The sequence below is a fragment of the Sinorhizobium psoraleae genome, assembly GCF_013283645.1.
GTDB lineage: Bacteria > Pseudomonadota > Alphaproteobacteria > Rhizobiales > Rhizobiaceae > Sinorhizobium > Sinorhizobium psoraleae.
Genome location: NZ_JABEKV010000001.1, coordinates 1,186,687 through 1,206,159 on the forward strand (window position 1 = coordinate 1,186,687; position 19,473 = coordinate 1,206,159).

Below are 19,473 nucleotides of genomic sequence, written 5' to 3' on the forward strand. Positions count from 1 at the left end.
TACCTTTCGGGGCGCCAAGCGCTCTCGCCGGAACAGCAGGATGCGGTTCCGGTGTCGTCTGGCGTCAAGAACCCCGCGTGAATTGGGAACTTGTGGGTTAAAGAAAAATCGTCAAGCGCCTGTGCTGCCGCCGATTTCGGCGAATGTTTGCGCTTTTCCTTCTTCACGGCTTGAAAGTGGTTGCCGAGGGCGCGCTCACGCGGCGGCCGGAAGGTGACGCTGCGACCATGTCGTTGTTTTGGCCGAAAAAGTCAAGGTCTAACTTTTCGCACGTGCGAAAAGCGGTTCGATTTCAGTCGATCACCAGTTCGAAATCGGCGTCGGCCATCGGTTGACCATTGATCAGAACGACAAGCTTGTGCGTGCCGGCATAGTAGCGCCGCGTCGTGATCGGGCGGATCGGATGGCGTTTTTCGATTTCGAAGGTCGCACCCGGTTCGAGCGTCATTGTCGCCCACTTGAATACTTTCGGTGACATCGAGCCGTTTGCCTTCTGGTGATGCACGGCGTAATCGATCATCACTCGTCGTTGGGCGATGCCGGAATTGCGTATTTCGAGATCGAATTGAAGATGCTGGCCGAAGCGGACGAGCGATGTTCCGAGCGTCAGGCCGGTATCGATGCCCGACAGAGCACCGAAACCGAAATTGGCCAGTGCTTCCGCATGCCCTTGCTTCAGCAGGGTGCGGGAAGCATGGCGGAGCAGCCTCAGGCGTTCCGGCGATGCGCCGTCAATATGCGCGGCGACGAAATGCGCGACGAGATCCGGATGATCCTTGGCGTGTCATTGAGGCTGTTGGCGACGGAGCGGCGAACGTACTCTTCCGGGTCGTCGATCAGCGCACCGAGGATCGGAAGGATAGGTTGCGGATCGCGGATGAGTTCGGGCAGTCGCATGGCCCACGGCAGGCGCGGGCGCGTGCCCTCGCTCGCCAGCCGCCGGACATGATGATTGCTGTCGCCCGTCCAGCCGGAGATCGTCGCCAGCGCTCGCTGCTGATCCCGATGGATGAAGGCGCGGATGCCGAATTCCGCAGTGAAATGCGGCGTCAGGCGGCGCAGAAGCGAGAGCGAGAGTTCGAAATGGTCGAGGCCGCGGGCGGCGATGAACTGGTTGACCGGAAGAAGTGCCCAGCCGGTCAGCCCCGGCGTGATGTCTCGCGGCAGCGCGTGTTGCAGAATCTCGGCGGCGGCAGGGAAATCTTCGGGCAGCGTTTGAAAAAGGGCGTCGCGGATCCGCAGCGATCGCTGCATTAGTTCGAGCGAATCGAGGCCGTCGCTTGCAAGCGCGATGAAGCGGTCGTGGTCGAATGCCGGCGCATACCGGCCCAGATGCTTGGCGAGTTCAAGAACGACGCCTGGATGCAGCAGGTTCTTCAGAGGGTCTGCCATAGGTCGGGGCCGTCTTCTCTGCTCAAATCTGCCGTTCGGTGACGAAGTGCTGCATCAGTCTTACCCGCGTGATCGCCGCCATATACGGAGTAAATTCCGGGTCATTCAGCACCCGCTCGCCGGCGGCCTCGGCGGCATCGAGAGTTTCCCATTCGACCAGGTCGGCGAGCAGATCGTTCATTTCGCAGGCAGTCACGGCGCGCCACGAGACGAAGCCGGGATAGCGGGATACGGCCTGCATGGCGCGGCTGCGAGCGACGAGTGCTGCCTTCTTGTCCCTCACGGTGCAGAGTGCGAGTTCGAGAACACGTTGGGCCGTCATCGTTGCCTCCTTTTTCAACACAGCTTGACTAAACCACACTCCAACTGCCAGCCTTATGGCCATAGTGTTTGTGGAGGTGAAATCATGCGGCCCGCAGATCGGCTGTTTCGCATTATTCAACTCCTGCGTGCGTCTGGCAAGGCTATGACGGCGCGGGAGATCGCTGAAAAAATGGAAGTCGCGCCGCGCACCATCTATCGCGACATGGAACACCTGATGGCATCGGGGGCGCCGATCGATGGTGAGCGCGGCGTGGGTTACCTGCTGCGCGAGGCTTTTGATGCGCCGCCGCTCACCTTCACCTTCGAGCAACTGGAGGCAATCGCATTTGGCGCCCGCGCCGTTCAGATGCTTGGGGACAGGCGTCTGGCGCAGGCCGCCCGTGAAGCGATAGAAAAGATCGGACATGGATTACCGCCAGATCATGCAAAAAGGTTGAGGGAAGCACCGTTGAGGGCCTTCCGCTCGGCAGTGCAGCCCGATCCGCCTCTGCTGCTCGGCGAAATACGTCAGGCGGTTGCGACCAGGCGGAAGCTGCACGTGACGTACGAAAGCCTTGCAGAACTTACGTCGGAGCGTACAATTTGGCCGCTCGGCCTTAGCGTTTTCGGGCACAACTGGCTGCTCACGGGTTGGTGCGAATTGCGCCAGGACTTCCGTGATTTTCGGGTTGATAGGATCACTTCGCTCACGATCGAGCGGGAGCAATACGAACCAACACCGGAGCGCAGCTTCGACGCCTATCTTGCCCGAATATAGTCCGGTCGCGCGCACTGCGTGTGAAAGATTTCAGCAGAAGGGAACTTGGAACGGCTTCGGTCGTTCTGCCCTGATGACCTTCACCGACCTATCTGCCATCGACGACACGGGGAGAAAAGAGTGCGGAACCGGATTTGGATACTGGCAGCCGACGGAAACACGGCGCGCATCGTCAAGGATGTGAACCTGCTGAAGGACGGACGACAGCAACCGGAAGTGGAGATGTTTCAGATCGAAACCAAGCGTGCCAAGGACATTATGGCCGATAAACCCGGCCGCAGCCATTCGTCGGTTGGCTATGGTCGTTCGGCGATGGAATACAGCAGCGATCCGGTCCGCGAGGAGCAGCACCGATTCGCCATGGAGATCGCCGGGAAACTCGACCACTATGCGCTCGAGCACGCCTTCGAGAACCTCGTGATCTGCGCCGCGCCCAAGACGCTGGGCGACCTCAGGAAGCTGCTTTCCCACCAAGTCAAGGAAAAAACCCTTGCGGAGATCGATCGCAACTGCGTCGCCGTGCCGACGGACCAACTGATCGCGACCGTCCGTTCAGTGGTATTTCCTTAGATCATTTCATTGTCTCGTTGAAACATTGAAATGACTTAAGTTACTGAAACTGCGCAGTTCCGGAGGGAAACCGTTAGACACTTTTCCTGAAGCTGGATCAGCGCAGCCTGCCGGTAGTTCTGCCACCGCGGCGTTCCGTCAGAAATCCGTCGGGACGCCGCCTTCCTGCTTGCGCCTGGCGACGAAAGCATCGAGCTCTTCTTCTATCGCCGGATCGAGCGGCGGGCGCTCGTATTCGTTGAGCTTCTGCTTGAAGACACGGTTGGCATGGTCGTAGGTGGTCGGTCGGCCCGCTTCCGTCCAGGTCTCGAAATTCCGCCAATCGGAAAGGATCGGCGAGTAGAACGCCGTTTCGTAGCGCTGAAGCGTATGCATCGTGCCAAAGTAATGTCCGCCTGGGCCGACGTCGCGTACGGCATCGAGACCGAGCGCATCGTCGCTGACGTCGAGCGGCTGGAGGAATTCGGCAACCATCTGCAGCATGTCGACATCAAGAATGAACTTCTCGAACGAGGCCGTCAGGCCGCCCTCGGTCCAACCGGCGGCGTGCATGACGAAATTGCCGCCGCCCTGTGTCAGCGCCCAGAGGGAAAGCGCCGATTCATAGGCCGCCTGCGCGTCGAGCGTGTTCGCGGCGTTGGTGTTGGATGTACGGTAGGGAATGTTGTATTTGCGGGCGAGCTGCCCGCCGGCGATAACGGCTTTCATGTATTCCGGTGTTCCGAATGCCGGTGCACCGGTCTTCATGTCGACGTTCGAGGTGAAGCCGCCATACATGACGGGCGCGCCTTTGCGCACCATCTGGGTAAAGGCGATGCCGCAAAGCGCCTCGGCGTTCTGCTGCACCAGCGCCCCGGCAATGGTGACCGGGGCCATGGCTCCGGCAAGTGTGAAGGGAGTGACGACGACCACCTGGTTGCGCGACGACATCTCGATGATACCCTGGAGCATCGGGCCGTCGAGGCGAAGCGGCGAAGATGTGTTGATGATGGTGAAGAGCGACGGCTCCCGCTCCATCTGCTCCATGGAGACGCCGCGGCCGATGCGGGCGATTTCGATCCCGTCGGTGTTGCGCTGGCGACCGAGCGAATAGACATGAAAGACCTTGTCAGTCAGCTTCACCATGTCCGAGAGGCAGTCCAGGTGACGGACCGAGGCATGGAGGTCGACCGGCTCGACCGGATAGCCGCCGGTGGTGTGGACGATGTCGTAGGACTGCGCCAGCTTCACCAGTTTGCGGAAGTCCTCTTGGTTGCCGGTCCGCCGGCCGCCCTCGCGATCGGCAACGAAAGGGGCGCTGGCGATCTGCGCGAAAACGAGGTTGTTTCCGCCGATCTCGACATTGCGCGCGGGATTGCGTGCATGCATGGTGAACGCGGCGGGAGCCGAGGCGACCATCTCCATGATCAGACCGCGATCGAAGCGGACGCGATCGGTGCCCGGCGTCACATCCGCGCCGGCGGCTTTCATGCGATCGCGCGCCTCAGGCAGGATGATGTCCATGCCGATTTCTTCGAGGATGGTCAGGGAAGCGTCGTGCACCGATTCGAGTGCATCTTCCGAGAGCACCGTCGACTTTGCCAGCGTATTGACAAGGTTGAGATATTTCGTGGCCGCCGGCTTTCGTGTCCGTTCCGCGCCGCGGCCGCCGGGCCGACGCCGCCGCTCCAACGGTGAAGTGTCGCCTGCCGCAGCATCCCGGACGTGATTGTCGGTCATGAAAGATCCATCCCGCGTTTCCGATGAATCTCTGTCGCAGATTTTTGTGCTTCGTGCCCCCGCCATTTGCGACAGTTCACTTCGTCGGACGGGGCCAAGGCTGAAAAACACGGCTGCCGCCGGCGTGGCCGCGATCAGCGCTTGTCGCCGCGCAGCATCTCGCGTTTGCCAGCAAAGCCCGGCCGACGTTCCACGATGAAGCCGGCTGCCTCGAGGTTCCTTCGGACGAAGCCGGCCGCGGCATAGGTCGCGAAGGTGCCGCCGGACGCGGTCCTGTCGAACACCATCTGCATCAACTCCTGTGACCACATGTCCGGATTGCGGGAGGGCGCGAAGCCGTCGAGATACCACGCGTCGAAAGTGTGTTCCGATGCGCCGAGACTCTCGAGCGCCGGCCCGCAGACCACCGTCAATAGCACCCCATCCGAGAAGTCGAGATCGACGCGGCCTCCTGGCGTTTGCGGCCAGTTGGCGACGAGCGCCCGTCTTTCCTCGGAAATTTCCGGCCAGTGAGAAAGGGCGCGATCGGTATCGGCCGCTCGCATCGGAAATCGCTCGAAGGAGATGAAGTGGAGGCGCTTGCCCGCGGCCGGCGCCTTTTTCCACCGCCGCCAGGTTTCGCAGAAATTGAGACCGGTGCCGAAGCCGAGCTCGCCGATCGTGAAGGCGCTGCCCGCGTGCCAGCGCGCGGGCAGTCGGTTGCCGTCAAGGAAGACATGGCCGCATTCGAGCCGCCCGTCCGTTCGGCAATAAAAGTGATCGCCAAATTCCTTTGAATAGGGCATATCGCCGTCATGCCATTCGAGGCTTTGCTGCGATGGCGGATGGCTCTGGCGGAGTTCGGTTCCAGTCATGAGATGCCGATAGTTCTCCGACCCGAAAAGGTCAACCGATGAGCGAAGTTTTGATAGTCGGCGGCGGCATCATGGGGCTTTGGGCCGCATTGACGGCTGGTCGGGCCGGCATCGCAACTTGCCTGGTCGAACGCAAGAGCATGGGCGCTGGCGCAAGCGGCGGCCTGCTCGGCGCCCTGATGCCGCATATGCCCGACCGATGGAACGCAAAGAAACAATTCCAGTTCGATGCGCTGGTGTCCCTCGAAGACGAGATCGCCGAATTGCAGGAAACGACGGGTCTCTCCGCGGGTTACCGGCGCTGTGGCCGGGTCATGCCGCTCGGCAAGCCACATTTGAGAGAGATCGCTCTCGGTCACGAGCAGGACGCTGCGAGGCACTGGGTTTCAGGTGAGCGCCGGTTCCACTGGCACATCGGGGATGTGGACGCTGGCTGCGACTGGCCGGCGGCGGAGGCGGCGCCTTTCGGTATCGTCCACGACACGCTCGCCGCGAGAGTGGCGCCGCGACGCCTCCTGCGGGCGCTCGAAGCAGCGCTTACGCGTTTGCCCCATATTCGGGTGGAACAGGGGGCCGAGATTGCATCGCTCGATCCTCGTCGCAGGCGGCTCTCGCTCGCTGACGGCAGAGCAGTATCCTTCGGCCATTGCATTCTCGCCGCCGGGGCCGAAAGCTTTGGCTTGATCGACCGCCTGGCGCTTTCGGCACAGGCGCCGAGCGGCAACGCAGTCAAGGGGCAGGCGGCGTTGCTCGGCGCAGACGTAGATCCCGCCATGCCGATCATCTTCACCGATGGGCTCTACATCGTTCCGCATGAAGATGGTCATGTGGCGGTCGGCAGCACCAGCGAGAACCGGTTCGACGAGCCGTTCTCGACCGATGCTCAACTGGATGCGCTGATACGGCGCGCCGAAGCCTTGGCGCCCGCCTTGCGCGGCGCGCAGGTGATCGAGCGTTGGGCCGGGCTGCGCCCGAGGGCGACGGGACGTGAGCCGATGGTCGGTCGCCATCCGGATTATGACAATCTCTCCGTGCTGACCGGCGGCTTCAAGGTCAGCTTCGGTATGGCGCATGTCCTGGCGCGGATCGTGGTCGACGAGATGCTGGGACGGCCGACCAACGATCTCCCGGAATCGTTTACGTGCGCCCAGCACATCACAGCGCTGCGGCAGCTTGTATAAAATGCTCTTAACCCATTGCTCGCCGTATGGTTTTTGACAGCGCAGTCAGGAACGCGGGGCGGGATGATGCAACGAGCTTCCAGGAGAGCACCGATGTCGCCGCCTGCCGTGGAAGCAGGCCGACTGCAAGGAACCAAAGCGCTTCGACAGCGCGCCTGCGGATCGAGTAATTCATCGCAAGACTGGCAGTTGCCCCGGCTGTCGCCAGGCGCAGCCGAGAGTCGCCTCTGACCGGGTGCCGAGTCTGCTCGATGCACAAGGACGCAAGCCGCTCTTCAAGGTGGGTCGGGTCGTGCAATGCGATTCCGGGCTGCAATTGCGATCCGGCGGCCGCGGCCTGAGTAGAAAGAGCCTCGAGGCGGCAGAAATCATGTTGCACGCGCCAACGGGCACGTTCGGCCAGTTTTTCGGCGAAAAGCGAGTGATTGGAACCATGCATGCGGTACGCGCCGAGACAGACGTCGGTGGCCTGAACCCGCCCATGCAGCGGCGCCACAGTTGCAAGATAGCCATCGGCTCCCTGCCTGAATTTCGCTTCGGGCATCGGCATGACCGCTTCCAGGGCGGAACGGGCAAAGGCAAGGCCGCTTGTCACCGTCGTCTGATAACGCCCGCGATGAAACAGCTTCGGCGTCACGTCGCCCGTATCGAACGGCTGCTCCGGTGGCGGGAAGATATCCATGATCTTTTCTCGTTCATCAACGAGATGGAGCCTGAACTGAAATTGCGCGGTCGAAGCCTCCCAAGCGTTGACGACCTCCGACACGGCGTTCGGGTAAAGATAATCGTCGGCATCCAGGAAGAACACGATGTCGCCAACGCTCGCGGCGAAACCGGTGTTAAAGGCGGCCGCATGTCCGCCGTTTGCCGCTCTGAGACAGGGACGGATCCTGCTGCCGTATGACCTGATGACATCGGGCGATTCATCCGACGAGGCATCGTCGACGACAATTACCTCCGTGCGCGGATAATCCTGAGCCAGGGCACTGTCGACACAGCGCCTGAGAAAGCGCGAATAGTTATAGTTGGAGATGATGATTGATACAGAAGTTTGGTCCAGCAAAGCTTGCCCTCGCTCTGATCCCCGCTTTTCGCTTCGGTTACTCATGCCTGAGTGTAAGCGGTCGGTCGCCGGGATCTCGCCTGGAGACTACAAGGCATTGGTCCTCCCACGGGCGGCCGGTGCCAACCTTCAAAGGAAACCGCGGGTGGATTTCCTTCGGCGCGGCGGTGCTATGAACGGCAGGCTGCTGCCTTGCACCATTTGCGCGATTTTTCCGCGCTTCAAAGTACGCGCTGCTTAGTAACTGCACTCATTGTGTTTACAATAGGGCCCCCCGCGCATTGGCGCCGGACACGGGTGCTGCTTGAGCGGGTCCGACGCCGCGTGTTCCATTGTTCGTCTTGCCCTGCATAACAGGTGCCGCAGAACGCCAGCTTGTTTCCTCGGCCGCTTTTGAACGACCGATTCACGACCTCGTGCCGAACCTCCAACTTCGTCAATCTGTCACGCAAATCACCTAATAGGCGGGCCATCGACGGACTTCCGGAGCTTGCGCCATGCGTTACGCCATTTGTTTCACCCCGCCTATAGGGGACCCGCTGTCGGCAGTTGCCGCCAGTTGGCTCGGGCGTAACGTCTATTCGGATGAGCCGACGGAACTGCCTTCCGTCGCCGGATTGAGCGTCTCGGAGATCGCCTTCCACACGGCGGTGCCGCGCCGTTTCGGCTTTCATGCGGTGGTCATGGCACCGTTCTGCCTCAACCCGGATACTGACGAAACCGAGTTGCTGAAGGCGCTGATGCACTTCGCCGGCGCCGAGGCGCCTTTGGAAATCGCGGGGATGGAGGTCGCGCGCTTCAGCCAATGCTGGGGACTGGTGCCGCAGGTGCCGAGCCAAGAGATGCACCTGCTCGCCGCCCGCGTCGTGCAGGCGTTCGACAGGTTCCGCGCGCCGATGAGCGAGGACGAGATCGAGCGGTGCGACCCGGATCGCCTGACGGCGCCGCAATTCACCAACCTTCATCGCTGGGGCGATCCCTATGTTATGGACGAGTATCGCTTTCACATAAAGCTGACCGGCGCCTTGAACCCGGAGACTGCCCGGCGCATGGAAGCGCCGCTCCGGGAACTTTTCCAGCCGCATCTCGAAAGGCCGCTGGCGATCGGCAGTCTTGCCTTGTTCGTCGAACAGGGTCCCGGCGCGCCGATGCGGGTCCATTCGCAACATCCGCTCGGCAAGATCTCCGCCCGTTCGCGCGACGGCGGGGCGAAACGGCCGGTGGTGGAAAGCCTGGCCGAAGGGCGCGCTGTCGCACCGATCCCCTTCATCATGGCCTCCTTGCTCGCGGGGCGCTAGGCGCCTCTTGCGGACGTCAAATTCATCTCGACAATCCGGTTCGCGGTGCTACCGTTCCGGAAAAGTCGAAGGGTGATTTGATGGCAGAGACTTCCTATCCGCGCGATCTTGTAGGCTACGGACGCACGCCGCCGCAGCCACGCTGGCCGGGCGATGCGCACATCGCCGTGCAGTTCGTCCTGAACTACGAGGAGGGCGGCGAAAGTTGCATTCTCGATGGCGACCCGGCCTCCGAATGCCTGCTGTCGGAGATCGTCGGAGCGCAGCCCTGGCAAGGGCAGCGCAATCTCAACATGGAGTCGATCTATGAATATGGCTCCCGTGCCGGCTTCTGGCGGCTGTGGCGCATGTTCACGAGCCGCGGTGTGCCGCTCACTGTCTATGGCGTGACGCTTGCAATGGCGCGCAATCCGGAAGCGGTCGCGGCGATGAAGGAGGCAGGCTGGGAGATCGCCAGCCACGGGCTGCGCTGGCTCGAATATAGGGATTTCCCGGAAGAGGTGGAGCGCGAACATATCCGGGAGGTGGTTCGCCTGCACACGGAGCTGACCGGCGAGAGGCCGCTCGGCATCTATCAGGGCAAGCCGTCGGTCAACACATTGAAACTCGTGCTGGAGGAGGGTGGTTTTCTCTATTCCTGCGATTCCTATGCGGACGAGCTTCCCTATTGGGTTCCCGGATTGGCCGCCGACAAGCCGCATCTCATCATTCCCTATACGCTCGACGCCAACGACATGCGCTTTGCGACCAATCAGGGATTCAATTCCGGCGACCAGTTCTTCACCTATCTGAAGGACACGTTCGACGTGCTCTATGCGGAGGGCAGGGAAGGCAGCCCGAAGATGATGAACATCGGCCTGCATTGCCGCCTCGTCGGCCGGCCCGGCCGCGCCGCCGCGCTCGCGCGCTTCATCGATTACGTGATATCTCACGAGAAGGTCTGGGTGCCGCGCCGCATCGACATCGCGCGTCACTGGTACGATCACCACAAGCCGGAAAGCCCATGCTGATGTCCGAAAGGGAGGCCTTCGTCAGCCGCTTCGGCGGTGTCTTCGAGCATTCGCCGTGGGTGGCGGAGCGTGCCTATGACCGCGCGGCCTCCGTCGGGTTGACGGCCGGCAACGTCCACTCGGCGCTGTGCAACGCATTCCGCGCGGCGTCTCCGGCTGAGCGCCTTGCGGTTCTGCGAGCCCACCCGGATCTTGCCGGCAAGCTCGCAATTGCCGGCAAGCTCACCGCCGATTCGCGGGCCGAGCAGGCGTCCGCCGGACTGGACCGGCTTTTACCCGAGGAGCATGCGCGGTTCACCGCGCTCAACAAGGCCTATACGAAGAAATTCGGCTTCCCCTTCATCATTGCGGTCAAGGGGCTGACGAAGGACGATATTCTCGCCGCCTTCGAAACGCGGATTGACAACTCGGCGGAAGAGGAATTTGAAATCGCCTGCGCGCAGGTGGAGCAGATCGCCCGGCTGCGGCTCAGATCCATGCTGCCCGGAGATGAAAATGCCTGAGCGTGCCGTTGCTGTCTTGTCCGTCTGCGCGTGGGCGTCGTGCCACCCGCCTGTACGCTTCGGAGCCGAAGCCTGATGGCGCGCCTGCTTTCGATCGAGCCCCTGACGAAACAGACTTTCGCCCCGTTCGGGAGCGTCATCGAGGCCGATCCGGCCTCCATGCGCTACATCAATGGCGGCAACACCGAGCGGTTTCATGCCCTCGCGCGGGCCGAGGTGACGGGCGAGGGCGCCGGAGTAATCATCAACATCTTTCGCGGCCAGCCGCGCGCCTTCCCCTATGCCGTCACGATGATGGAGCGCCACCCACTCGGCAGTCAGAGCTTTTCGCCGCTCGATGATCGGCCCTGGCTCGCGGTGGTGGCGGAGGATGAAGGCGGGCGTCCGGGCCGGCCGCGTGTTTTTCTGGCGAGCGGGCGACAGGGCGTCAATTACGGCCGCGATGTCTGGCATCATCCACTGATGTCGGTCGGAGCGGCGAGTGATTTCATCGTCGTCGACCGCGAAGGGCCGGGCAACAATCTGGAAGAATTCTTCTACGACGAGCCCTTCGTCATCCCCGATCCCTTCTGAAGGAACCGAATCGATGAGCAAGACCGGGCGACTTACCACCCACGTGCTCGATACCGCGCTCGGCAAGCCGGCAGAGGGCCTCAGGATCGATCTCTATTGGCTGGAAGGCGAGGAGCGGCAACTGATCCGCACGGTCCACACGAACAGCGACGGGCGCGTCGACGGGCCAATGGTCGAGGGCATCGGCTTCATGCCGGGCAATTATGAACTGGTCTTCCACGCCGGCGACTATCTCAGGACAACCGGCGTCGTGCTTCCGAGGCCGGCCTTCCTTGACCTCATCCCACTGCGTTTCGGGATCGCCGACCCCGAAAGCCACTATCATGTGCCGCTGCTGCTCTCGCCCTACGGCTATTCCACCTACCGCGGAAGCTGATCACTCGGCGAGAATGTCGCGGCTCACGTCGGTGATGTTGCGCTTGCCGCAGAGTGCCATGGTGACGTCCATCTCCTTGCGGATGATGTCGAGCGCGAGTGTCACGCCCGCCTTGCCCATGGCACCGAGGCCGTAGAGGAAGGGGCGGCCGATAAAGGTGCCCTTCGCGCCGAGGGCAATGGCCTTCAACACATCCTGGCCGGAACGGATGCCGCCGTCGATATGGACTTCGATGTGATGCCCGACCGCATCGACGATGCGCGGCAGCATGCTGATCGACGACGGCGCGCCGTCGAGCTGGCGGCCGCCGTGGTTCGAGACGACGATCGCGTCGGCACCGGTCTTGGCGGCCATCTTCGCATCCTCGGGATCCAGAATCCCCTTGAGGATCAGCGGGCCGCCCCAGCGCTCCTTGATCCACTCGACATCCTTCCAGGAGAGCTGCGGATCGAACTGCTCGTTGGTCCAGGCGCCCAGCGAGGAAAGATCGGTCACGCTTTTGGCGTGGCCGACGATATTGCGGAAGGTGCGCCGCTTGGTGCCGAGCATCTTCATGCACCAGCGCGGCCGCGTCGCCATCTGCCAGAGGTGCTTCGGCGTCATCCGCGGCGGCGCCGAAAGGCCATTGCGCAGGTCCTTGTGGCGCTGGCCGAGGATCTGCAGATCGAGTGTCAGGACCAGCGCCGAGCATTTGGCGGCCTTTGCGCGGTCGATCAGGTTCAGCACGAATTCGCGCTCGCGCATCACGTAGAGCTGGAACCAGAAGGGCTTGGTCGTGACCGAGGCGACATCCTCGATGGAGCAGATGCTCATGGTCGAAAGCGTGAAGGGGATGCCATAGGCCTCCGCCGCCTGTGCGGCCAGCATCTCGCCGTCGGCGTGCTGCATGCCGGTGAGGCCGGTCGGGGCAAGCGCAACCGGCATCGACACCTTGTGGCCGATCATCGTCGTTTCCAGCGAGCGGTTGCTCATGTCGACCAGAACCCGCTGACGCAGCTTGATCTTGGCGAAATCCTCCTCGTTGGCGCGATAGGTTCCCTCCGTCCAGGCGCCGCTGTCGGCATAGTCGAAGAAAAGCTTCGGAACACGCCGCTTGGCGAGCGCCTTGAGATCGCGGATTTCCAGGATTTGCGTCATGGGAACAGCCTTCATCAATGCATGATTGTGCAGCCATTATCATGTTTTGGAGAGGCTTGTAATAGCTGCCACGGAGAAGAGGTCAAAAAAATTGACCTCTTCTCGAAGAGCTTTTTTGCTCAGTTTGCGTCGAGCGACGACTTGACTGGCTTGCCCGCAACATAGGTTTCAACGATCGCCCGATCGTCGCCCATTGTCTGGAGCAGGAAGAGCTCATCGGCCAGCGAATTGACCACTTCGGCACGCAGCGCCATCGCCGGCGTCGCCGCCATGTTCAGCACTGTCAGGTCGGCATCGGTGCCCGGCTCCAGCGTGCCGATGCGATCGACGAGCGACAGCGCTTCGGCATTGCCGCGGGTCATCATGTAGAAGCTGTCGAACGGGTTCAGCCGCTCGCCCTGCAATTGAAGGATCTTGTACGCCTCGTCGAGCGTCTTCAGCATCGAGTAACTGGTGCCGCCGCCGATATCGGAGGCGACCGAAACCCGCACCGGCCTCTGCCGCCGCGTGAGCGCCCGCAGCGGGAACAGGCCGGAGCCGAGGAAGAGGTTCGACGTCGGGCAGAAGACCGCGACGGAGCCGCTCTCGCTCATGGCATCGGCCTCGCGATCGGAAAGATGGATGCAATGGCCGAAAAGGCTTTTCGGCCCGAGCAGGCCGTAGCGGGCATAGACGTCGGTGTAGTCCTTCGCTTCCGGATAGAGTTCGCAGGTGAAAGTGATTTCGTCGCGGTTTTCGGAAAGATGCGTCTGGATATGCAAGTCGGGGAATTCGCCGGCGAGCGATTTCGCGACCTCCATCTGCTCCGGGGTCGATGTGATGGCAAAGCGCGGCGTGATGGCGACGTGGTTGCGGCCCTTGCCGTGCCAGTCGGCGATGACCGCGCGCGTCTCGTCGTAGCTCATCTGGGGCGTGTCGAGCAGGCCCTGCGGTGCGTTGCGGTCCATCATCACCTTGCCGGCGATCATGCGCATGTCGCGCTTCAGGCTTTCGGCGAAAAAGGCATCGGCGGAGGCCTTGTGGACAGAGCAATAGGCCGTCGCCGTCGTCGTCCCGTGGCGGATCATCTCATCGAAGAAATGAATGGCGATCCGTTCGGCATGCGCAGTTTCGACGAAGCGGCATTCCTCGGGAAAGGTGTAGGTGTTCAACCATTCGAGCAGGTTGGCCGCATAGGAGGCCATCACCTGCATCTGCGGGAAGTGAAGATGCGTGTCGATGAAGCCGGGCGTGATCAGGTGCGGACGGTGGTCGATCTCCGTGACACCGTCGGGCGCTGCGGCCTTGACTACCCCGTACGGGCCGGACGCCTTGATCACTCCGTCCCCGATGAGCAGCGCGCCATCGCTCTCGTAGGAATAGGCAGCGCTGTCGTCGATGGCGTGCGGGGCACGGGTGAAGCTTAGCAGGCGGCCGCGAATGAGGGTGGATGTCATCGTGTCTCCCCGACGGCGCTTTCGAACCAGGCAGTCAACAGCCTGCGTTCGTCCGCCGTCATATCGGTTATGTTGCCGGGCGGCATGGCATGGCTGCGCCCGGCCTGGATATAGATTTCGCGGGCACGGGCGGCAATCTCGGCGTCGCTTTCGAGTATGACGCCGTTCGGCGCCCGGGCAATGCCTTCGTAGACGGGTTCGGCCGCGTGACACATGCTGCAGCGGGTCGAGATCGTATCCTTCACCGCCGGAAAATGCGCGTTGTCGGCGAAGCGCTTGAAGGCCGGCGCGGCCTCGGCCCGGTCCTCGCCGGTCAACACCTTAGGCACCGTCGAGAGCCACATAATCAGGATGAAGAGGATCACGGTGACGATCCAGGTCCAGGTCGGCTCGCCTTTGCGCGCATGGGTGGTGTTGAACCAGTGGCGGATGGTCACGCCCATCAGGAAGACGAGCGCTGCGATGATCCAGTTGAAGGCCGTCGCGAAGGCGAGGGGGTAGTGGTTCGACAGCATGAAGAAGATGACGGGGAGTGTCAGATAGTTGTTGTGGAGCGAGCGCTGCTTGGCCTGGGCGCCGAGCTTCGGATCCGGCGTGCGGCCGGCGATCAGGTCGGCGACGACGATCTTCTGGTTGGGAATGATGATGAAGAACACGTTCGCCGACATGATGGTCGCGGTGAACGCGCCAAGGTGCAGGAAGGCGGCGCGGCCGGTGAATACCTGCGTATAGCCCCAGGCCATGGCGACCAGCACGACGTACAGCAGCGCCATCAGCCCCCACGTGTTCTTGCCGATCGGCGATTTGCAGAGCAGATCGTAAAGGACCCAGCCAATCCCGAGCGAGGCGAGCGAGATCACGATCGCCGTGGTCGCCGAGATATCCAGCACATGGCGGTCGATCAGGAAGAGATCGGCGCCGCCGTAATAGACGATGCAGAGCATGGCGAAGCCGGAGAGCCACGTCATGTAGGATTCCCATTTGAACCAGGTGAGATGCTCCGGCATCGTCGTCGGTGCGACGAGGTATTTCTGGATATGGTAGAAGCCGCCGCCATGCACCTGCCATTCCTCCCCATAAGCGCCTGGCGGCAGGTGGTCGCGCTTCACCAGGCCAAGATCGAGCGCGATGAAATAGAAGGATGAGCCGATCCAGGCGATCGCCGTCACGACGTGCAGCCAGCGAGCGGCGAAGGCCAGCCATTCCCAGGCAATGGCGAATTCGTACATTCAGGTCCCCTTTTTTCTCTCCGTTGACGTACCTTGCGAAAAAAAGCGGAAACGGGGAAGGGGCGTTCTCGGCGATCCAGCGAGCCTTTGCGAAGGTCGACCTCAATGCTCGTCGTGCATTAAGTGTGCATTCCGAAAATATGTATGAAAACAATGTCCCAACATCCGCGCGTGAATTCCTTGCCGCGACAGGCTTTAGGCGCCGCCATCCTGTTTGAACTCCGCGAGGATCCAGTCGCGAAAGTTGCGGATCTTTGCGACGTTGCGCCGTGCATGCGGGTAGACCAGCCAGTAGTCGTGACCATCGCTGCCGCGCAGGTCGAAAGGCTGATAAAGCCGACCGAGCGCGACGTCATCGGTGTAGAACTGGGGAGTGAGGATCGCCACGCCTTGCCCCGCGATTGCAGCGCCCGCCTCGAAGGCCTGGGCGCCGAGCCGTGTCGGAACCCGGCTCTTGAGATCCGGATCGGGGACGCCGGCAGCGCGAAACCACTGTGGCCACCAACGATCTTGAGGGTCGATGATGCGAAGCTTCAAGAGGTCTCTCGGTTTGTTCACTCCGCCGATCGTCGAAGCGAGCGCCGGACTGAGCATCGGCGTAAACTCCACTTTCATCAGTCTATGGCTGACGAGACCCGGCCAATCGCCCAACCCGGACCGGATCGCCAAGTCCACTGCCTCTTTGCTGAAATCGATCATCGCATCGTTCGCCGACAGGCGGACGGCAATGTTGGGATGGGCGAGTTGGAACGTGCCGATATGGCGGGCGAGCCATTGCGATGCGAAGGTCGCGGTCGAACTGATGAGCAGGGCGGACGCTGCATCGCCGCGTGCCGTGGCAACCGCCTCCTGCAGCATCTCGAACGCCTCCGTCAACCTGGGCGCCAGCCGTTGGCCGACTTCCGTCAGCGTGATTTGGCGCGGGCGTCTCAGAAACAGCGGCTCGCCGATATTCTCCTCGATGAGCTTGATCTGATAGCTGACGGCCGTCTGGGTCATGCCGAGCTCGTCGCCCGCTTTGGTGAAGCTGCCGAGGCGGGCGGCCGCCTCAAAGACCCTCAGCGCATTGAGCGGGAACTGCTTGGACATCTTCATGGATAAGTTCTCTTGATGCATACAGACGGATGTTCGATTGGAATTCGAGCATCTTTGGCGCCATGCTGCAAGTCAAATTCAGCAATTCCTAAGGTGCCAAAATGACTTGTGACGCATTGGAACATCCTGAAAGAAAAGTGTTTCTTTCCATCGACCCGATTTCGCGACTGGCTTCGGTCCTCTTTCGCCCGAATCCGGAACTGGACATCAGGATCTTATCCGATCACATGAAAAGAGACATGGGTTTCATGGATTGGGGCGCGCCCCGACGGGAGGACGAGATGCTCCGGTAGGAGCAAGATTGGTCGCCCCTCATCCGGCCTGCCGGCCACCTTCTCCCCGCAAGCGGGCGAAGGGGACTCGCGGGGCCGCCTTAGTTCCCTCTCCCCGTCAGGACGGGGAGAGGGTTAGGGTGAGGGGCCGTCTTCGGACGCCTCACATCCGTCTCAGCCGTTCTACCGCCATCAAAATCCGTTCCGGCGTCGCCGGCGTATCGAGGCGCGGGCACTCGCGGTAATCGGCGACGCTGGCGACTGCCATGGATAGCGCCTCGAGCACAGAGATCGGCAGCATGAAGGGCGGTTCGCCCACAGCCTTCGATCGCCCGATGGTCTTTTCGGCATTCTCGGACCAATCGGCGAGACGGACGTTGAAGATCTTGGGCCGGTCCGAGGCGAGCGGAATCTTGTATGTCGAGGGCGCATGCGTCCTCAAACGTCCCTTTTCGTCCCACCAGAGCTCTTCCGTGGTCAGCCAGCCCATGCCCTGGACGAAACCGCCCTCGATCTGACCGAGATCGATCGCGGGATTGAGCGAGCGGCCGACATCGTGCAGCACATCGACGCGGTCGACGAGGTATTCGCCAGTCAGCGTGTCGATCGAGACCTCGGAGACAGCGGCGCCGTAGGCGAAATAATAGAAGGGCGTGCCGCGCCCGGTGGCGCGATCCCAGTGGATCTTCGGCGTCTTGTAGAAGCCGGCAGCAGATAGCTGGATGCGTGCCATGTAGGCCTGGCGGATGAAGTCCGCGAAGGGCACGAGCTCTTCGCCGATCTTCACGTGGTTCGCCACGAAGGTGACCCGTTCGGCGGTCGTCTGCCAGCGCTCGGCGGCGAAGGCGACGAGGCGGTCCTTGATCTGGCGGGCCGCGTCGAAGGCAGCCATGCCGTTCAGGTCCGAGCCGGAAGAGGCGGCGGTTGCCGACGTGTTCGGCACCTTGCCTGTCGTCGTCGCGGTGATTTTCACCCGGTCGATATCGATCTGGAAACTGTCGGCAAGGACCTGGGCCACCTTGGTGTAAAGGCCCTGGCCCATTTCTGTGCCGCCGTGATTGAGGTGAACGGAGCCGTCCTGATAGATGTGGACAAGGGCGCCAGCCTGATTGAAGGCAGTCATGGTGAAGGAGATGCCGAATTTCACCGGAGTGAGGGCAATGCCTTTTCGGATCACCCGGCTCGATTTGTTGAAGTCGATGATCGCTGCCCGGCGCGCCTGATAGTCGGCGCTGGTCTCCAACTCGCCGACGATCCGGTGGATAATATTGTCTTCGATCTTCTGGTGGTAGGGCGTGACGTCGCGGCCCGAGCCCTTTTCTCCGTAGAAGTTGAGCTTGCGGATTTCGAGCGGATCCTTGCCAAGGGCATAGGCGATCTCCTCGATGATGCGCTCGGCGCCGACCATGCCCTGTGGCCCGCCGAAACCGCGATAGGCGGTGTTGGACACCGTATTGGTTTTAAGCGGCTGCGACGTCAGCTTCACATGCGGATAGAAATAAGAGCTGTCCGCATGGAAGAGCGCCCGGTCGGTCACCGGACCGGAGAGATCGGAAGAGTAGCCGCAACGGGCGGCATAGTTCGCATGGACGGCATGGATGCGCCCTTCGTCATCAAAGCCGACATCGTAATCGACGAGGAAGTCGTGGCGTTTGCCGGTCGCCATCATGTCGTCGTCGCGGTCCGGACGGAATTTCACGGCGCGGCGGAGCTTCCGCGCAGCAACGGCAGCGAGTGCGGCGAACTGGTTGCCCTGCGTTTCCTTGCCGCCGAAGCCACCGCCCATGCGGCGGACGTTCACCGTCACGGCATTCGACGGCACGCCAAGCACATGCGCGACCATGTGCTGGATTTCGCTTGGATGCTGCGTCGAGGACCAGACGGCCATCTCGTCGTCTTCGCCGGGAATGGCCAGGGCTATGTGACCTTCCAGATAGAAGTGCTCCTGGCCGCCGATCCGCATCTGCCCCTTCAGCCGGCGCGTTGCGCGCTCCAGTTCCGCTTCCGCGTCGCCGCGCTGTAACGTCAGCGGCTGAGTCACAAGCTCGCCACCCTGGGCCATGGCGTCGGTAACGTCGATCAGGTGCGGCAGGTCGCGATAAGTGATCTTGGCAAGTCGTGCGGCGCGCCGCGCGATGTCGCGCGTTTCGGCGATCACGGCGAAGGCCGGCTGGCCATGAAACTGCACGCGTCCGTCGGCCAGCACCGGCTCGTCATGCAGGTGGCTCGGGCTGATGTCGTTCGAATGCGGCATGTCGCTTGCGGTCAGCACGCAGACGACACCGGGCAACGCGGCGACCGCCGAGAGGTCCATCTCCAGGATCTCGGCATGAGCGCGATCGGTGAGGCCCAACGCACCATGCAGCGTGCCGGCTGGCTCCGGCATGTCATCGATATAGTCCGCCGTTCCCGCGACGTGCTTGTGGGCGCTGTCGTGGCGCAGCCGTGTGTGCATCGGGCCCGCGATGGTGGTCTGCTCTTCGAAGGTGGACTTATCCATGCCTCGGCCTCCGTTCGAAGCGCTCGCCCCTCATCCGCCTGCCGGCACCTTCTGCCCGTAAGACGGGGAGAAGGGACATCCCGGCAGCTCCGTCATCCCTCTCTCGTATCAAGGAGCAGGCGGCAAAACTCGCGTCCCCTCTCCCCGCGAGCGGGGAGAGGGCTAGGGTGAGGGGCAACCCCAG

Annotated in this window: 17 protein-coding genes and 1 pseudogene; 8 read left to right on the plus strand and 10 right to left on the minus strand. The window is 62.1% G+C overall.

Annotation, left to right across the window (positions count from 1 at the left end; genetic code table 11):
- Positions 1 to 292: 292 nt before the first annotated feature.
- Positions 293 to 1,392 (minus strand): annotated as a pseudogene (locus ILFOPFJJ_RS05455) (DNA alkylation repair protein).
- 22 nt (positions 1,393 to 1,414) lie between these two features.
- Entirely contained in the window at positions 1,415 to 1,714 is a 300-nt protein-coding gene (locus tag ILFOPFJJ_RS05460) for a hypothetical protein (RefSeq protein WP_173509513.1), read from the minus strand.
- An 84-nt stretch (positions 1,715 to 1,798) separates the two neighbouring features.
- Between ILFOPFJJ_RS05460 and ILFOPFJJ_RS05465 the strand changes: the two genes are divergently transcribed.
- Together ILFOPFJJ_RS05465 and ILFOPFJJ_RS05470 are read left to right on the plus strand one after the other, a co-directional pair.
- On the plus strand, positions 1,799 to 2,473 hold the full coding sequence (locus ILFOPFJJ_RS05465) for a helix-turn-helix transcriptional regulator (RefSeq protein ID WP_173510163.1): 675 nt from the start codon (positions 1,799 to 1,801) through the stop codon (positions 2,471 to 2,473).
- 120 nt (positions 2,474 to 2,593) lie between these two features.
- The gene (locus ILFOPFJJ_RS05470; RefSeq protein WP_173509514.1) at positions 2,594 to 3,043 is read left to right on the plus strand and encodes a host attachment protein; all 450 of its coding nucleotides are present in this window, start codon (positions 2,594 to 2,596) and stop codon (positions 3,041 to 3,043) included.
- Positions 3,044 to 3,181: 138 nt separating this feature from the next.
- Here ILFOPFJJ_RS05470 and ILFOPFJJ_RS05475 read toward each other — a convergent pair whose 3' ends face one another.
- A complete protein-coding gene (locus tag ILFOPFJJ_RS05475; RefSeq protein ID WP_173509515.1) occupies positions 3,182 to 4,762 on the minus strand; it encodes a trimethylamine methyltransferase family protein in 1,581 nt (526 codons plus the stop codon).
- 134 nt (positions 4,763 to 4,896) lie between these two features.
- Positions 4,897 to 5,616, minus strand: a complete 720-nt coding sequence (gene mnmC2 / locus ILFOPFJJ_RS05480; protein WP_173509516.1) for a tRNA (5-methylaminomethyl-2-thiouridine)(34)-methyltransferase MnmC2 — start codon at positions 5,614 to 5,616, stop codon at positions 4,897 to 4,899.
- Between the two features lie 38 nt (positions 5,617 to 5,654).
- Here mnmC2 and ILFOPFJJ_RS05485 point away from each other — a divergent pair, with 38 nt between their 5' ends.
- Positions 5,655 to 6,797, plus strand: a complete 1,143-nt coding sequence (locus tag ILFOPFJJ_RS05485; protein ID WP_173509517.1) for an NAD(P)/FAD-dependent oxidoreductase — start codon at positions 5,655 to 5,657, stop codon at positions 6,795 to 6,797.
- 7 nt (positions 6,798 to 6,804) lie between these two features.
- On the opposite strand, the gene ILFOPFJJ_RS05490 is transcribed toward ILFOPFJJ_RS05485, so the two are convergent.
- Positions 6,805 to 7,860, minus strand: coding sequence for a glycosyltransferase family 2 protein (locus ILFOPFJJ_RS05490; RefSeq protein ID WP_376741384.1), 1,056 nt, complete (start codon positions 7,858 to 7,860; stop codon positions 6,805 to 6,807).
- A gap of 497 nt (positions 7,861 to 8,357) precedes the next feature.
- Here ILFOPFJJ_RS05490 and ILFOPFJJ_RS05495 point away from each other — a divergent pair, with 497 nt between their 5' ends.
- From ILFOPFJJ_RS05495 to uraH, 5 genes are all read left to right on the plus strand, one after another.
- A complete protein-coding gene (locus ILFOPFJJ_RS05495) occupies positions 8,358 to 9,158 on the plus strand; it encodes a DUF1045 domain-containing protein (RefSeq protein WP_173509519.1) in 801 nt (266 codons plus the stop codon).
- An 80-nt stretch (positions 9,159 to 9,238) separates the two neighbouring features.
- On the plus strand, positions 9,239 to 10,168 hold the full coding sequence (gene puuE, locus ILFOPFJJ_RS05500; protein ID WP_173509520.1) for an allantoinase PuuE: 930 nt from the start codon (positions 9,239 to 9,241) through the stop codon (positions 10,166 to 10,168).
- A complete protein-coding gene (gene uraD, locus ILFOPFJJ_RS05505) occupies positions 10,168 to 10,671 on the plus strand; it encodes a 2-oxo-4-hydroxy-4-carboxy-5-ureidoimidazoline decarboxylase (RefSeq protein ID WP_173510164.1) in 504 nt (167 codons plus the stop codon). The genes puuE and uraD overlap by 1 nt, the downstream gene beginning before the upstream one ends.
- Before the next feature lie 75 nt (positions 10,672 to 10,746).
- The gene (locus ILFOPFJJ_RS05510) at positions 10,747 to 11,244 is read left to right on the plus strand and encodes an ureidoglycolate lyase (RefSeq protein ID WP_173509521.1); all 498 of its coding nucleotides are present in this window, start codon (positions 10,747 to 10,749) and stop codon (positions 11,242 to 11,244) included.
- Positions 11,245 to 11,257: 13 nt separating this feature from the next.
- Positions 11,258 to 11,620, plus strand: coding sequence for a hydroxyisourate hydrolase (gene uraH / locus ILFOPFJJ_RS05515; RefSeq protein WP_173509522.1), 363 nt, complete (start codon positions 11,258 to 11,260; stop codon positions 11,618 to 11,620).
- On the opposite strand, the gene ILFOPFJJ_RS05520 is transcribed toward uraH, so the two are convergent.
- The 5 genes from ILFOPFJJ_RS05520 to xdhB all read right to left on the minus strand — a co-directional run bounded on the left by ILFOPFJJ_RS05520 (position 11,621) and on the right by xdhB (position 19,289).
- On the minus strand, positions 11,621 to 12,757 hold the full coding sequence (locus tag ILFOPFJJ_RS05520) for an alpha-hydroxy acid oxidase (protein ID WP_173509523.1): 1,137 nt from the start codon (positions 12,755 to 12,757) through the stop codon (positions 11,621 to 11,623).
- Between the two features lie 119 nt (positions 12,758 to 12,876).
- Positions 12,877 to 14,193, minus strand: a complete 1,317-nt coding sequence (guaD, locus tag ILFOPFJJ_RS05525; protein WP_173509524.1) for a guanine deaminase — start codon at positions 14,191 to 14,193, stop codon at positions 12,877 to 12,879.
- A complete protein-coding gene (puuD, locus tag ILFOPFJJ_RS05530) occupies positions 14,190 to 15,422 on the minus strand; it encodes a urate hydroxylase PuuD (RefSeq protein ID WP_173509525.1) in 1,233 nt (410 codons plus the stop codon). Before puuD ends, guaD begins: the two co-directional genes overlap by 4 nt.
- A gap of 195 nt (positions 15,423 to 15,617) precedes the next feature.
- Positions 15,618 to 16,517: a LysR substrate-binding domain-containing protein gene (locus tag ILFOPFJJ_RS05535; protein ID WP_173509526.1), complete on the minus strand. Its 900-nt coding sequence runs from the start codon at positions 16,515 to 16,517 to the stop codon at positions 15,618 to 15,620.
- A gap of 435 nt (positions 16,518 to 16,952) precedes the next feature.
- Entirely contained in the window at positions 16,953 to 19,289 is a 2,337-nt protein-coding gene (gene xdhB / locus ILFOPFJJ_RS05540; protein WP_173509527.1) for a xanthine dehydrogenase molybdopterin binding subunit, read from the minus strand.
- Between the last annotated feature and the right edge of the window lie 184 nt (positions 19,290 to 19,473).

What these genes read in the sequence shown, in the direction of transcription:
- uraH (WP_173509522.1), top strand. Translation starts at nt 11,258, where the DNA reads ATGAGCAAGACCGGGCGACTTACCACCCACGTGCTCGATACCGCGCTC.
- ILFOPFJJ_RS05485 (WP_173509517.1), top strand. Translation starts at nt 5,655, where the DNA reads ATGAGCGAAGTTTTGATAGTCGGCGGCGGCATCATGGGGCTTTGGGCC.
- uraD (WP_173510164.1), top strand. Translation starts at nt 10,168, where the DNA reads ATGTCCGAAAGGGAGGCCTTCGTCAGCCGCTTCGGCGGTGTCTTCGAG.
- ILFOPFJJ_RS05510 (WP_173509521.1), top strand. Translation starts at nt 10,747, where the DNA reads ATGGCGCGCCTGCTTTCGATCGAGCCCCTGACGAAACAGACTTTCGCC.
- ILFOPFJJ_RS05520 (WP_173509523.1), bottom strand. Translation starts at nt 12,757, where the DNA reads ATGACGCAAATCCTGGAAATCCGCGATCTCAAGGCGCTCGCCAAGCGG.
- mnmC2 (WP_173509516.1), bottom strand. Translation starts at nt 5,616, where the DNA reads ATGACTGGAACCGAACTCCGCCAGAGCCATCCGCCATCGCAGCAAAGC.
- ILFOPFJJ_RS05460 (WP_173509513.1), bottom strand. Translation starts at nt 1,714, where the DNA reads ATGACGGCCCAACGTGTTCTCGAACTCGCACTCTGCACCGTGAGGGAC.
- xdhB (WP_173509527.1), bottom strand. Translation starts at nt 19,289, where the DNA reads ATGGATAAGTCCACCTTCGAAGAGCAGACCACCATCGCGGGCCCGATG.
- ILFOPFJJ_RS05475 (WP_173509515.1), bottom strand. Translation starts at nt 4,762, where the DNA reads ATGACCGACAATCACGTCCGGGATGCTGCGGCAGGCGACACTTCACCG.
- ILFOPFJJ_RS05495 (WP_173509519.1), top strand. Translation starts at nt 8,358, where the DNA reads ATGCGTTACGCCATTTGTTTCACCCCGCCTATAGGGGACCCGCTGTCG.
- guaD (WP_173509524.1), bottom strand. Translation starts at nt 14,193, where the DNA reads ATGACATCCACCCTCATTCGCGGCCGCCTGCTAAGCTTCACCCGTGCC.
- ILFOPFJJ_RS05535 (WP_173509526.1), bottom strand. Translation starts at nt 16,517, where the DNA reads ATGAAGATGTCCAAGCAGTTCCCGCTCAATGCGCTGAGGGTCTTTGAG.
- puuD (WP_173509525.1), bottom strand. Translation starts at nt 15,422, where the DNA reads ATGTACGAATTCGCCATTGCCTGGGAATGGCTGGCCTTCGCCGCTCGC.
- ILFOPFJJ_RS05465 (WP_173510163.1), top strand. Translation starts at nt 1,799, where the DNA reads ATGCGGCCCGCAGATCGGCTGTTTCGCATTATTCAACTCCTGCGTGCG.
- puuE (WP_173509520.1), top strand. Translation starts at nt 9,239, where the DNA reads ATGGCAGAGACTTCCTATCCGCGCGATCTTGTAGGCTACGGACGCACG.